Here is a 13892-nt window from a genome sequence, read left to right as displayed (position 1 = left end):
CCTTAGATCTCAAAGGTATATTGATTCGCCCTATTGAAAAAATCAGCGGGACATGTTTACTTAGGATTTGACCTTTGGGCGTTTGTACAGTGGTACGGCACTACATGCCTCTCCGTACATCAAGCTAGACACCACAGGTTTTAGCAGGCGCGTGATCTCCACGTATGCAAACTCTGGCACAGGGTATCGCCCACAGCCTTTGATGATCACCTTTTGATCTCTAAACTCCTCCAAATCCACCTGTCCCAATGCTGTTTGAAACAGTGAATTCTCCAAATGACTCAAATCACCGAAAACGACACTCTTGGCGACAGGCTCGATGACAGACGTCAAAAGCATATACGCCCATGTCGGTACGATCGCATCCACACTACAATATATCGCGACATGCTTACTATCATACTGCGCCCAATCGTGACTAGAAACAAACGCACGAAACTCCTTCTCACGAAGCACTAGCCCGTTGTACAGATTATCCTTGATATCAAACTGAACACGCGGCGCATGATCATAGTAGCTTTCTAAATCAAAAGTAATCAAACTACTCTCTGCGACCTTATTTACTATTTCTCCTTGCATTATTTTTTGGATGTCTTCGCTGTGGCTAATCTAAACTCTTTTAGATAGAACGGTTCAAAATCAATTACGTTTTCGAACTGACCCAATTCATACTTTTTAGCTCCTAGCAGTCCAACCTCTACAGCTGATGGATACACTTCTGAGACGAAAGAAGCATTAGGATGCTGGATTACCTCTTGGCACTTGGCTGCTCCATCACCAAAGAATACCACCTGATGATCTGCGAGTTCCGTAACAAAGCTCTCTTCGTCCACAATCACAGGTTCTGTCTCTTGTACCGTCTCAAAACTGCCATTTTTCACCATTGCATAGACTTCCATCCGTCTAGCATCTATCATAGGACATAAATAATCTACCTGAGAGGAGTATCGATATACCTGATACGCCATTGCTTCCAGCGTATTGACCGCTATCAATGGTAGCTCCAGCGCATAGCAGAGTCCCTTGGCTGCCGACACGCCAATACGAAGACCAGTATAAGACCCTGGCCCTTCTGATATAGCAATAGCATCAAGTTCTTCTAGCGTCGTTCCAGTATTTTTCATCAGTTCATCGATCATCACATGCAGCAATGACGAATGAGATTTATCAATATTATAGTGCTGAGCTCCTACTACTAATCCTGCGCAAATCAGCGCAACTGAACCGCTCTTCGTAGAGGTATCTATACTGAGTATTGTGGACAATCTAATACGTGATTAATTGGACAAAATTTGCTTATACTGTGCAGGGCTATTGAGTAACTCCTGTGCTCTGAGGATCGTGGGATCATGATCTAAAGCAGCCTCTATCAGCCCATCCTGAAAATAGTATCGACTGACAATCTCCTCTTCGAGCATATATTTAACCTCGTCTTGATAATCGACCAGATAGCTCGACTTGATCTTCGATACTTTTTCTTTAAGCGCCTCTATGCTTGGCTGTAGTCCTTCATAGTATTTTTCCTCCTTAGACAGATCCACCAATCGATTGATCGCTTCGTCTATCTGAGACGAAAAACTCAAATCTTTTGCTTCCAGCCAAGTCACAAATTCGGCATACTCCGCATCCGACAACTCAAAGCTTCTCGACGAACTGATTTCCGCATTTTCCGCATGATAAATCGTCGCATAGTCGAACAGAAAATCGTTGCTAATGATATTAAACAAAAGATGAGAGTACTTCTGCGCATCGACTTGCACATCTGGATTGATTCCTCCACCATCATAGACGGTTCGTCCCCTACTGGTTTTGAATGCTACTTTCAAAGAATCTGGAATTTTAGCCACACTACCATCTTCATTTTTGTGTGAATAATCTATAGCCTGAATACATCTACCGCTTGGTATATAATATTTCGCAGTGGTAATTTTGAGCTGGGCATTGTAAGGTAGTGGTCTAGTAGCCTGCACCAGCCCCTTTCCATACGTCCGTTTACCTACTAAAACACCTCTATCATAGTCTTGTATCACCCCAGATACGATCTCCGCTGCTGAAGCAGTACCACTACTCGTCAGTACCACGAGCGGAATCTCTTCATCCGTACTCAGGTTAGGCGCATTATAGGTTTTATTCCATGATTCCTTTTTCCCCTTTGTGTTCACCACTTCTTTTCCTTTCGGAATAAAAACATTGGCAACCTTGATGGCTTCATCCAAAAGTCCTCCTGGGTTATCCCTTAAGTCTAATACTACTTTCTTTGCCCCCCTAGCTTTCAAGTCTAACAGCGCATTCTTGGTCTCCTCACTCGCGTGAGTCGTAAAGTCACTCAACAAAATATACCCTGTATCCTCTTGCAACATTCCGTAATAAGCAACATTACTAATCGTGATTTTTTCTCTCACGATTGTGATGAGCATGGGTTCTGACACGCCATACCTATCCACAATTAGACTCAGCTCTGTACCCGGCTGTCCTTTGAGTAATTCACTGATCGCCGGAGATGACAACCCCTTTAGGGATTTTCCATCGATGTGAGTAATCTGATCACCTATAAGCAAACCAGCATCATGCGCAGGGTATCCGATGTATGGCATCAGGACAGTATTAACTCCATCACGCTTTCCTACGATAGCCCCTATGCCGCCATACTCCCCTGTGGTAATGGTCCGATAGCTCTCCAGTTCGCTCTCAGGGATGTAATCCGTGTAAGGGTCCAGCGAACTGAGCATTGCATCGATACCTGTCGTAACGATCTCTTCGTTAGGCAACTGATCTACGTAATGCGTATTAAGTTCGCGATACAAGGTCGCAAAAATGTTGAGATTGCGAGAAATCTCAAAGTAGTTATCACTATAGAATGTAAACGAAAACATCCCTACCAACACTGCTACTCCTACTGTTCCTATGATAATTCTTTTCATTTACACTTCTTTTTCAAACTTGGCTAATAAACGGTTTAGCGAAGCGATTAGTTTTTTCTGAATGAAGGCAAAAGACTGCACCTCTTTTGCTGTGTAAATATAGGCAATTGACAAATATGGATCTAAATCCGAGATCAAATGCTTATTGAGTCGATATGCCTCTCGAATGAGCCGCTTGATGTGATTTCTGTCCACTGCCTTTTTGAACCTCCGTTTGGAGACGGATATCAAAATCTGATGCACAGACGCATCGGCTTTTTCTTGGGGAAGAAATTTTAATGAGAATGGGTACAAATGAAAAGATGCTCCTTTCGTAAAAAGAGCATCAATTTCTTTTTTGCTACTGAGTCTTTCTTGTTTAGAAAAACCCTGTTTGCCAACTATGTCGTTTGCTTCCTTCATATTATGAGCGAAGGAATAGAAATAAGCTCAAACTTATTTCTTGCTACCTCTTTCGTCAGATACTGTCAATTTTTTTCTGCCTTTAGCTCTTCTTCTAGCGATGACAGATCTACCATTTACACTTTCCATTCTAGATCTGAAACCGTGCTTATTTTTTCTTTTTCTCTGCGAAGGTTGAAACGTTCTTTTCATCTTATTTATCTTTTTATCTTAATCGGAACGAGAATTATATCACTGTCCCTTCTTTATCAATCACATTGTTTTTCAAAAAACTCTGAACCAGAGCCCGTTTGAAAAATGGAGTGCAAAAATAAGTAGCTTTTATATAATTACAAATTAGTTACCCATTCTTTATTAGTCCAAGTTATTAAAAATGAAGGAATAACTCCTAAATCGCTTTAAATTCTATCTCTGCTTATGATATTTGCAAAAATATATATTTTATGATCTCTTGTCGCATCTCTATTCCTAATCCACTTTCACATCTTTTACACCTTTCTGCCACCTTTGACTTAGTTCCTAAAGGAACTCAAGATTTCTCCCTCGCCAAATGGAGACCTGGCCGATACGAACTTGCATCTTTTGCCGACAATATTTTAGACTTCAGGGTTACCAACGAAAAGGGGCTCCCCTTACCTTGGCAAAAAACAGCCTCCAATACATGGTCTGTCAACAACCCCGCTGACCAAACAATCACCCTGCACTACACCTACTATGCATATAAAATGGACGCTGGCAATTCGTGGGTAGACGAAACGCAGGTCTATATCAACTTTATCAATTGCATATTCTTCCAAAAACAAACGAACGAGCAGCCCTACCACATTGACCTTGACCTCCCAAAAGATTACAAAATCGCCTGTTCACTTGGGACAAATATTTCATTAGAAGCAGAAAGCTTCTACCAACTAGCAGACTCTCCTTTGATCGCTAGCAAGAGCCTCAACATCCTAACCTACACGGTAGCAGAACACCTTTTCTATATCTGTTTCATGGGAGACCATCCACTAGACGAGCAACAAGTGCTAGCAGATTTCGAAAGCTTCACACGTCGACAAATTGAAGCGATGGGCGACTATCCAGCTCCCGAATACTACTTTCTCATCCAATCGCTGAATTACAAACACTACCATGGGGTAGAGCATCAAAACTCTACCGTACTAGTATTAGGCCCCAACGATGACACCAACAAAGAAACCTATAAAGAAAATCTACTGGGAGTAGCTTCTCACGAGCTCTTCCATATCTGGAATATCTGCCGCATCCGCCCTAAAGAGATGTCGCCTTATAACCTAACAAAAGAAACGATTTTTGAAACAGGCTTTGTCGCTGAGGGCTTCACTACTTACTACGGAGACTTGTTCTTGAAGCAGTCTGGGGTCTTCTCTACGACTGATTACTACAAAGAAATCAACACGCTCCTACAGCGACATTTCCAAAACTACGGCAGATTCGAAAGTAGCCTAATCGAGTCATCAAGAAACCTATGGGTAGATGGATACAAAAAAAGCATACCTGCAAAAGAAGTTTCTATCTATGTAAAAGGTGCACTGGTAGCGCTCATATTGGATATTCAGATCCTACATTTCACGACGCAAAAAGCAAGCTTGCTAGACGTAATTCATCAGTTGTATGACAGATACACCTACGATCAGGGTGGCTATAGCAAAGCAGATGTCTACCAAGTCCTAGCAATGACTGGAGGAGAAACACTCCTTTCGCTCGCAAAAACGCTACTTGAAACAACCACTCCACTAGAGTCTATCCTATCCGAGACGCTAGAACTAGTCGGTTGTAACATCACCCCTCAACAACACAAAATAGACTTCACGGCCAAAACTGGAGTAGCATTGGAGGAAAAGCAGATCATACAAATCACCAAAGACAGCCCCGCCTACTCCCTACTATCCATAGGTGACACTGTACTCCAAATCAACGGTGAGGATTTCAATTCCGAGACAGTGCTCCAAGAAGGGGTTGTTCAATTGGAGATTAAACGAAATTCGATCCGTCAAACCATCTCCATCCCTATCAACAACTCCCGATACTTTGACTTCTACCACATCGAAGACCAAGAATCTCCGAGCGACACACAAATAAGCATGAAAAAAAGCTGGCTAAAAACGTAATTAATCACATATAAGTTTCGGGCTAAACATCTTAACTGTAGCTTTGCATCACACTTCCCTCCCGAACCCCAATGTTTAAGAAAATAAATAGGTCAAATGAATTTTAGGGACTTGTTGGTAAAGTTTCTGGTCTGGAGACTAAAGCACATCAGTAATAACAATTTCATCCTTATCCTTAGTGGAATTGTAGGTTTGGTCTCAGGTTTTGCAGCGGTGACTTTAAAGAGTGCAGTGCATCTACTCCAACATGTACTCCACGACATACGAGTCAACAACGACCTCAATATTCTCTACATGGTCTATCCGGTCATAGGGATTTTCTTAACTGTACTAGTATCTAAATATATTCTAAAGGACAAGATGGGGCATGGGATTACCAAAATCCTCTACTACATCTCTAAAAGGTCTAGTGTGGTCAAACGCACCATGACCTACACCCGAATGATCACGAGTACGATCACAGTAGGTTTTGGAGGATCAGTGGGACTAGAGGCGCCTATCGTCGTGACAGGATCTGCCATAGGCTCCAACCTGGGTAGACTCACACACATGAACTACAAGAAACGTACTTTGCTCATCGCTTGCGGTGCTTCTGGTGCGATTGCAGCTATATTCAACTCTCCTATTGCGGGAGTTATTTTTGCTATCGAGGTTATTTTGACAGATGTCACCATTAACAAGTTCATCCCTATACTAATATCTTCTGTGGTAGGGTCTATGGTCTCTTACACCTTACTCGGTAGAGAGTTACTATTCAGTTTCAAACTACAGGACGCGTTCAAACCCGAACACATCCACTTTTATATACTTCTAGGAATTGCATGCGGTATCATCTCCGTACATTTCACTCGTCTTACTTATCTGGTAGAAAATGCCGTAGAAAAAATAAAAAATGATCTCAATCGAGCCTTACTAGGAGGGCTCGGCTTGGCGCTGATCATATTTGCTTTCCCTCCGATATACGGTGAAGGCTATAACGTTATTTTGAACCTCCTCAACGGAAACGACGCTGTTATTTTTGACGAAAGTCTTATCTACGGCGAATCAGACAAGACTCTGATCGTCATCGCCCTACTTTTTGCAATCTTAGTTATCAAACCAGTCGCTTCTGCACTCACTATCGGTGCTGGCGGTAGTGGAGGAATATTCGCCCCTTCTTTGTTCATGGGAGGAATCGGCGGCTACCTTTTTGCACGCACGATCAACTATATATTCCCCGTACAGATAGACCAAAGTCACTTCACTTTGGTAGGCATGTGCGGCGTTATGAGTGGCGTACTCCACGCACCCTTGACTGCTATATTCTTGATTGCCGAGATTACAGGGGGATATGAATTATTCGTACCTCTGATGCTCGTGTCGGCCATTTCATTTACCACGATCAATTATTTTGAACCTTACTCCCTCTACACTAAACCACTGATCGAGAAAGGGGATTTAATACAACATGACAAGGACAGGCAGGTACTGAGTCAAATGAATATGCGCAAACTAATCGAGTCTGACCTACTCAGCATCAAGTACGACGCATCACTAGACGACCTCATCAAACTCGTCAAAAAGTCCAAACGCAACATCTTCCCTGTGTTGAATTATGAACAAGGTCTAGAGGGAATAGTAACGCTAGATGACATCAGGGATCGTATGTTTGATGAAGAGAAACGAAAATCGATCATTGTCAAACAAGTCATGCAACTCCCTCCAGCAGAGGTCAACCCCGACGACTCTATGGAAGAGGTCATGAACAAGTTCGAAATCACACAAGCGTGGAACCTCCCCGTCATAGAAAATGGAAAATATCTAGGTTTCCTATCCAAATCAAGGATATTCAATGCCTACAGAACTAGACTAATCTCAAACGACAAAGAATAGTACAAAATATAAATATTCAAATATCTAAAACAGTCGTATTTAAAAATATTTATTTTTATCCACACTACTCTATTTTTAAAAGAGATAAAACAGGCTAAAACAATACGTATACTAACATTTACCACATCAATGTGGATAACTCCTTAAATTGTGGATAAAAATCAAAATATACGATTTTATCACAAAACACATATTACACCCAAAAAGTAATCTCCTTTACTTTTCATCAAGAAAAAGATGCCGTAATAATTCCCTAACTTTATAGTTATGCTAAAAGTATCAAAACATAAACCTAAGACAATCACGGGATTAGTACTTCTCACACTACTATTAACCAGTTCTCGACTGTTACCCGCTCAAGAAATACAAGTCATCAAATTTGATCAACTCCATCAAATCATCACTGACAAAAACGCACCCGTACGGGTCATTAATTTTTGGGCCACTTGGTGCGCTCCATGTGTCAAAGAACTACCACAGTTTGAAGATTTATTAGATAAGTACAAAAACTCTCCTACAGAGGTCATTCTCGTCAGTATGGATTTCGTTCAAAATCTAGACTCCAAAGTGAAAAAATTCGCAGAGAAAAAAAATCTAAAATCTAAGCTCTACCTGCTCGACGAAACAGACTACAATTCGTTTATAGATCGAATCGATCCGTCATGGAGTGGCGCAATCCCCGCAACATTGATTGTGGATGCGCGTAATGAGAAAAGGACATTCCTCGAAAAAGAATTCAAAGAAGGAGAGCTAGAAAAGGCTTACCTTGATTTTATCCAATAAACCATACATCTCATGAAAAAATCCATCTTCATCCGCTCAGCAGCTACAGCTTTTCTTTGCTTCGTATTATTCAATTACACCTTAGCCAACACACCAAAAGCAGAAGGCTATAAAGTAGGAGATCAAGCTATTTCGTTTCAACTCAAGAACGTTGATGGAAAAATGGTATCTCCAGCAGATTACCAATCAGCTAAAGGCTTCATCGTAGTATTCACCTGCAATACATGTCCATATTCAAAACTATACGAAAGCCGTATCGAAGCACTCAACCAAAAATATGCAAGCAAAGGCTACCCAGTACTCGCCATCAACTCTAACGACATGACCAAACAGCCTGGAGATTCTTTTGAAGAAATGGTCAAGACATCAAATGCAGGCGAATACTCTTTCCCATATCTATATGACGAATCACAGGAGATTGCGACTGCCTATGGCGCAACCAAAACCCCGCATGTATACGTGCTAGAAAAAAACAAGAAAAATCTCCAAGTAAAGTATATCGGCGCTATTGATAACAATGCCAGAGATGAAAAATCAGCAACCGACAAATATGTAGAAAATGCCGTAGATGCACTACTAGCTAACAAACCAGTCAGTACAACCTCTACCAAAGCCATAGGCTGCACCATCAAATGGAAAGAAGCTTAAGCTTTTGGTTTGGAATGATAATACAGTGTTGAGCAATTTGTTTTGTTCAACACTTTTTTTGCTTCAGCCACCACGCTTTCTTCAGTCACCGCATTAATTTTATCTACTTCTTCGTCTATTAGGCTTGTGTTTCCTAACATCGTATAGTAAGCCAAATTAATGGCACGGTTTAGCACTTCGACTTCTGAAAAAACATGTGACGACTCTGCGTGCATTTTGACACGATCTAGCTCTCCTGGTTCTAGCCCTTCACTGATCAAAAGCTCAACCTCTTCCTCCACCAACTCATCCACTTCCTCGAAAGTCACTCCTTCTTTGAGTTTTCCAGAGACTACCAGCAATCCTGCGTCTGTAGAATCAGTAATATAGGCCGAGACAGCACTGAGTACCGCCTTCCCTTTGACGAGCGCATTGTAAAGCCTCGACGACTTCCCTCTACCCAGTACGTCACTCAGTAAATCGTGTGTATGATAGTTCGCCCCGAACTTTGCATCCATATGATACACCTTATAGAAAACATCTAAAGGCACGTCAGCTTCTGTATGAATACTCCTAGCCTCTGTCTGCTTCGGTTCAACAGGCAAGTCACGATGATATGGTTTCCCAGCTGGGATGGGGCCAAACCACTTCTCAGTGAGTGACTTTACTTGATCGAACGTCACGTCACCAGCCACCACTAAGACTGCATTATTAGGGATGTAGTATTTATGAAAAAATGCCTTCACATCTTCCATCGTTGCGTTTTCGATATGAGAAATCTCCTTCCCAATGGTCGCCCATCTGTAGGGATGCTTCTGATAGGCCAACGGTCTCAGTTTCAACCAAGCATCACCATAGGGCTGATTCAAATAGCGCTGATTAAACTCCTCGATCACGACCTTGCGCTGCACCTCGAGCACTTCTGGATCAAACGAGAGAGAATTCATCCGGTCTGACTCCAACCAAAATGCCGTCTCGAGATTATTAGATGGAATGGTAATATAGTAATTAGTCATATCCGCACTCGTAAAGGCATTATTATTACCTCCTACCTTCTGAAGCGGCTCATCGAAGGAATCTATATTTTCCGATCCGCCAAACATGAGATGCTCAAACAAATGGGCAAACCCCGTCTGCTCAGGATCTTCGTCACGCGACCCTACGTCGTACATCAGGTTAAGTACTGCTACTTTCGTCGTATGATCCTCGTGCACAATCACCTTTAATCCATTCTCTAATTCAAACCGCTGATACTCCATAGTTTCCTTTCGTTCGCTGCAAAAATAGAATCCATTTCGACTTAACCGCATACTTCTAAATTTTATGACAAAAACTCTTGGAAAAGGACAGGTATAGCCACCTATAATTAAATTTGCTTATGATTTAAGTGAAGCACTTACCATATTAACGCATAAAGTTAAAGGAGAAGATATCACACAAAGTGATTGGAAAGGGATGACCAAACAAGAAATCCCTCGTCCCAGACGCATTACTTAGACCAATGAAGCCCCAACCCGTTTGAAGCAGGTTCTGATGAAATTTGACATAAAAAAACTAAACCCGTCCGAATTACTTTCTATGTACAGGTCGCTATTGCTGCCCAGGCTCATAGAAGACAAAATGCTAATCCTACTTCGTCAGGGCAAAATCTCCAAGTGGTTTTCGGGCTATGGGCAAGAAGCCATCTCTGTCGGTGCAACACTGGCGATGACAGAGGACGAGTACATCCTGCCGATGCACCGCAACTTAGGCATATTCACAACACGCCAAGTTCCACTTCACAGGCTTTTTGCACAGTTCCAAGGTAAGGTCAGCGGATTCACCAAAGGCAGAGACCGCTCCTTTCATTTTGGATCAAAAGAACACCACCTCGTCGGCATGATCTCTCATCTCGGCGCACAACTCGGTGTAGCAGATGGTATAGCACTCGCACACCAGCTCAAAGGACAGCAAAAAGCCACACTGGTCATTTCAGGAGACGGAGGAGCAAGTGAAGGAGATTTTCATGAGGCACTCAATCTGGCAGCGGTATGGCAGTTACCCGTTATATTCCTCATCGAAAACAACCACTGGGGACTCTCCACACCGAGCAGCGAACAGTTCAACATGAAGACCTTTACACAGAAAGGACCAGGGTACGGTATACAAACCCGCCAAGCCGATGGCAACAACCTTCTAGAAGTCTATCACACTGTCCAAGAAGCAGCAGAGACCATACGTCAGCAACCCCAGCCCATCCTCATCGAATGTATGACTTTTAGAATCCGCGGACATGAAGAGGCTAGTGGGACAAAATACTACCCCGAGGGGCTAATAGAAGAATGGAGCAAAAAAGATCCTATTAGTAATTTCGAATCTTTTCTAAAGGATAAGAAAATTCTCTCTGAGGAGAAAAGCGAAGCGATCAAATCTGAGCTTAATCAACAGATCAGCGAAGCAATCAATCTCGCCAACGAAGAAGAACTGGTCAAAGCAGAAACCAACAAAGAGGTAAATGACCTGTTTGCGTCTTACCAACCTAAAATCACGATTCCTAAATCCAGACGAAAAAACACCCTACGGTTCGTAGATGCCATATCTGAGGGATTAAAACAAAGCCTAATACGCTATCCCGAACTCGTAGTAATGGGACAGGACATTGCTGAATACGGCGGAGTGTTCAAGGTCACGGAAGGGCTCGTGGAGACATTCGGCAAGAACAGAATCCGAAATACGCCTATTTGCGAATCAGCTGTATTAGGAGCAGCGTTAGGCCTCTCTATTCAAGGCATGAAAGCTGTGGTAGAGATGCAGTTCGCGGATTTCGTAACTTGCGGATTCAATCAAATCGTAAACAACATCGCCATGAGCCACTACCGCTGGGGACAACTCGCAGATGTAGTCGTGAGAATGCCTACAGGTGCGGGCGTAGGTGCAGGCCCCTATCACTCTCAGTCCACAGAGGCATGGTTTTTTCACACGCCTGGGCTTAAAATCGTCTACCCTTCCAATCCCTATGACGCCAAAGGTCTCTTGAATGCAGCCATAGAGGAAACTAATCCATTCCTATACTTCGAACACAAAGCACTCTATCGCTCGAAAACGCAAAATGTACCGCAAGACTACTACACCGTAGAAGTAGGCAAGGCAAAGTATATCTCAAAAGGAGAAGACCTCACAATCATCACCTATGGCATGGGTGTACATTGGGCGATGGACATCCTAGAGGAGCTAGATGACATAGAAGCCGATCTGGTTGACCTGAGAACGCTAGTTCCCTGGGACAAAACAACGGTAGAGCAATCCATCAAGAAAACAGGCAAGGCCATCATCTTACATGAAGACAACCTAACGGGTGGAATCGGTGCAGAAATCGCTGCTTGGATAGGAGAGTACTGCTTTCTATCCCTAGATGCACCTGTGATGAGGGAGGGCAGTCTGGACACACCTGTCCCCTTTGCAAAGCGCTTGGAAGACAACTTCCTACCTAAAAATCGCTTCAAAGAAAAGCTCATCGAGCTGCATCAGTTTTGATCATTAGTTACATACCCAGTCATTCGTCATGCTAGATAGATGTTTTACAACCACAGGCTTAAATTTATTTACTAACTTTCCGTTGTGTTAGTGGGTGTAGTTGAATAATTAATGAACAAACGAAATCTTCTCATTTTGATCATAGGAATAGTTGTCATGTTACTGGCAACAGAGAACTCCTATGCACAGCTATTAGAAGACCGTAACAAGCTGAAGACCCACTCAAAGAAAAGGGAAGGTTTCTCTCCTTTTAAAAAACGTATAAAAAAATCAAAGGCACAAGGCAAACCCTCTGTAGTCAAAGCAGATAAACCTAAGTTTTCAAAAAACGTGGCAGGTGATCACAAAGCCAGAAAGATCAACCCTAAGTTCAGCAAACCACAAAAATCTAAATCAAGATACGCGGTTCAGCCTCGCTACTCTAGAGAGAATGCGGGACAATCTGGACGTGGCATCAAAGTCAATCCGCGGTACAGCCAAAACAATGCGGGACAATCCAAAAGAAAATTCAAAGTAAGTCCACGCTACTCACAAGAAAACGCTGGACAGGTCGGTCACAAGTGGAAAATCAGTCCACGATTTACTCAAGAGCATGCGGGTAACTACGGTCGAAGCAAAAAAATACAGCCCCGGTTTAGCCAACAAAATGCAGGTCAAATCAGCCACAAAATGTCCGTCAATCCACGATTTACACAAGAGCATGCGGGCAACTATGGACGAAGTAAAAAAATACAGCCCCGATTTAGCCAGCAGAATGCAGGTCAAATCAGTCACAAAATGTCCGTCAATCCACGATTTACACAAGAGCATGCAGGCAACTATGGACGTCAAAAGAAGATTCAACCAAGATTTAGCCAGCAGAATTCTGGCCAGATTAGTCACAAGATGAAAGTGAGTCCTAGATTTACGCAAGAAAATGCAGGTGAAGTAGGACACAAAATCGTGATTAATCCACGGTTCACGCAAGAGAATGCAGGACAAGTCGGACATAAAATAGTTGTCAATCCAAGATTCACACAGAATAACGCAGGTGAATACAAGAAAAAGAACGTTAAACCGAGGTTTTCGAAAGAGAATGCGGGAGAGTTTGGTCACGGCACACGTGTACGCCCACGCTACACGAGAAACAATGCCGGTGATGTCCCCTACCGAAAAGTATCCCCACGGTATTCTATCCCGCCAGACTATGCCAAAGCAACTGCTAACAACCAAAAAAGTGGATTTTTGACGAATGTCAACCTGATCATTGACAGAGCGAAATACAAAAAGCAACCCGCCCAAAAATCACTAGGACCAAAAACAGTCAAACCAACATACAGTCAACCAAATACAGCAGGACAACACAACGAAAGCATCAAGAGCTATAAAAAACAAACGGATAAATCCGTACGCAACTCACCCAATTATCAGCTGGCCACTTACACAGGTAAGGTTCGAAAACTCCGAAAAACAAGTGACATGCACCCAAGTGCTAGACACCTCTCTGCCAAAGGGGACGACAGCAGAGTCATACGTGATACCAAAAGAAAACTAAATGTATCGTGGGTACGCATGTTCGGGAACCAAACGCAACCTGATGCGGTTAAGGATAAAGTTGGCAAAGCCAAATTTGACAAAGACGAAAAAGACATTTGGAACAATTAAT

The 13892-nt window shown here is 42.7% G+C and carries 12 protein-coding genes; 6 read left to right on the top strand and 6 right to left on the bottom strand.

The features are described 5' to 3' along the window. Positions 1–60: 60 nt before the first annotated feature. Genes BGP76_RS17765 through rpmH form a run of 5 tightly spaced genes read right to left on the bottom strand, consistent with a single transcriptional unit; the run spans position 61 to position 3515 of the window. A complete protein-coding gene (locus BGP76_RS17765) occupies positions 61–579 on the bottom strand; it encodes a DUF2480 family protein (protein ID WP_073125087.1) in 519 nt (172 codons plus the stop codon). Beyond that, positions 579–1265 (bottom strand): tRNA (adenosine(37)-N6)-threonylcarbamoyltransferase complex dimerization subunit type 1 TsaB, encoded by a 687-nt coding sequence (tsaB, locus tag BGP76_RS17760; RefSeq protein ID WP_119845678.1) that lies wholly within the window; start codon positions 1263–1265, stop codon positions 579–581. Before tsaB ends, BGP76_RS17765 begins: the two co-directional genes overlap by 1 nt. 12 nt (positions 1266–1277) lie before the next feature. Further along, a complete protein-coding gene (locus BGP76_RS17755; protein WP_119845677.1) occupies positions 1278–2921 on the bottom strand; it encodes a S41 family peptidase in 1644 nt (547 codons plus the stop codon). Next, the gene (gene rnpA / locus BGP76_RS17750; RefSeq protein WP_073125092.1) at positions 2922–3323 is read right to left on the bottom strand and encodes a ribonuclease P protein component; all 402 of its coding nucleotides are present in this window, start codon (positions 3321–3323) and stop codon (positions 2922–2924) included. Between the two features lie 33 nt (positions 3324–3356). Further along, positions 3357–3515, bottom strand: a complete 159-nt coding sequence (gene rpmH, locus BGP76_RS17745; protein ID WP_073125094.1) for a 50S ribosomal protein L34 — start codon at positions 3513–3515, stop codon at positions 3357–3359. 251 nt (positions 3516–3766) lie between these two features. On the opposite strand from rpmH, the gene BGP76_RS17740 reads away from it, so the two are divergent. The 4 genes from BGP76_RS17740 (at position 3767) to BGP76_RS17725 (ending at position 8755) form a co-directional block, all read left to right on the top strand. After that, the gene (locus BGP76_RS17740; protein ID WP_119845676.1) at positions 3767–5452 is read left to right on the top strand and encodes a M61 family metallopeptidase; all 1686 of its coding nucleotides are present in this window, start codon (positions 3767–3769) and stop codon (positions 5450–5452) included. Positions 5453–5548: 96 nt separating this feature from the next. After that, positions 5549–7324: a chloride channel protein gene (locus BGP76_RS17735; protein ID WP_073125097.1), complete on the top strand. Its 1776-nt coding sequence runs from the start codon at positions 5549–5551 to the stop codon at positions 7322–7324. 267 nt (positions 7325–7591) lie between these two features. Then, positions 7592–8107 carry a TlpA disulfide reductase family protein gene (locus tag BGP76_RS17730; RefSeq protein WP_119845675.1) on the top strand — a complete coding sequence of 172 codons (516 nt, stop codon included), beginning with the start codon at positions 7592–7594 and terminating at the stop codon, positions 8105–8107. Between the two features lie 12 nt (positions 8108–8119). Then, the gene (locus tag BGP76_RS17725; protein ID WP_073125100.1) at positions 8120–8755 is read left to right on the top strand and encodes a thioredoxin family protein; all 636 of its coding nucleotides are present in this window, start codon (positions 8120–8122) and stop codon (positions 8753–8755) included. On the opposite strand, the gene BGP76_RS17720 is transcribed toward BGP76_RS17725, so the two are convergent. After that, positions 8752–10044, bottom strand: a complete 1293-nt coding sequence (locus tag BGP76_RS17720) for a pitrilysin family protein (RefSeq protein WP_119845674.1) — start codon at positions 10042–10044, stop codon at positions 8752–8754. The genes BGP76_RS17725 and BGP76_RS17720 overlap by 4 nt on opposite strands. Positions 10045–10267: 223 nt before the next feature. Here BGP76_RS17720 and BGP76_RS17715 point away from each other — a divergent pair, with 223 nt between their 5' ends. Beyond that, a complete protein-coding gene (locus tag BGP76_RS17715; protein ID WP_119845673.1) occupies positions 10268–12247 on the top strand; it encodes a thiamine pyrophosphate-dependent enzyme in 1980 nt (659 codons plus the stop codon). A gap of 135 nt (positions 12248–12382) precedes the next feature. Beyond that, entirely contained in the window at positions 12383–13891 is a 1509-nt protein-coding gene (locus BGP76_RS17710; RefSeq protein WP_158584325.1) for a hypothetical protein, read from the top strand. The last annotated feature ends 1 nt before the right edge of the window (position 13892 follow it).

It is taken from the genome of Reichenbachiella sp. MSK19-1 (assembly GCF_003590315.1).
Classification (GTDB): domain Bacteria; phylum Bacteroidota; class Bacteroidia; order Cytophagales; family Cyclobacteriaceae; genus Reichenbachiella; species Reichenbachiella agariperforans.
This window is presented reverse-complemented; position numbering and strand designations above follow the sequence as displayed.

What these genes read in the sequence shown, in the direction of transcription:
- BGP76_RS17765 (WP_073125087.1), bottom strand. Translation starts at nt 579, where the DNA reads ATGCAAGGAGAAATAGTAAATAAGGTCGCAGAGAGTAGTTTGATTACT.
- BGP76_RS17755 (WP_119845677.1), bottom strand. Translation starts at nt 2,921, where the DNA reads ATGAAAAGAATTATCATAGGAACAGTAGGAGTAGCAGTGTTGGTAGGG.
- rnpA (WP_073125092.1), bottom strand. Translation starts at nt 3,323, where the DNA reads ATGAAGGAAGCAAACGACATAGTTGGCAAACAGGGTTTTTCTAAACAA.
- rpmH (WP_073125094.1), bottom strand. Translation starts at nt 3,515, where the DNA reads ATGAAAAGAACGTTTCAACCTTCGCAGAGAAAAAGAAAAAATAAGCAC.
- BGP76_RS17740 (WP_119845676.1), top strand. Translation starts at nt 3,767, where the DNA reads ATGATCTCTTGTCGCATCTCTATTCCTAATCCACTTTCACATCTTTTA.
- BGP76_RS17735 (WP_073125097.1), top strand. Translation starts at nt 5,549, where the DNA reads ATGAATTTTAGGGACTTGTTGGTAAAGTTTCTGGTCTGGAGACTAAAG.
- BGP76_RS17730 (WP_119845675.1), top strand. Translation starts at nt 7,592, where the DNA reads ATGCTAAAAGTATCAAAACATAAACCTAAGACAATCACGGGATTAGTA.
- BGP76_RS17725 (WP_073125100.1), top strand. Translation starts at nt 8,120, where the DNA reads ATGAAAAAATCCATCTTCATCCGCTCAGCAGCTACAGCTTTTCTTTGC.
- BGP76_RS17720 (WP_119845674.1), bottom strand. Translation starts at nt 10,044, where the DNA reads ATGCGGTTAAGTCGAAATGGATTCTATTTTTGCAGCGAACGAAAGGAA.
- BGP76_RS17715 (WP_119845673.1), top strand. Translation starts at nt 10,268, where the DNA reads ATGAAATTTGACATAAAAAAACTAAACCCGTCCGAATTACTTTCTATG.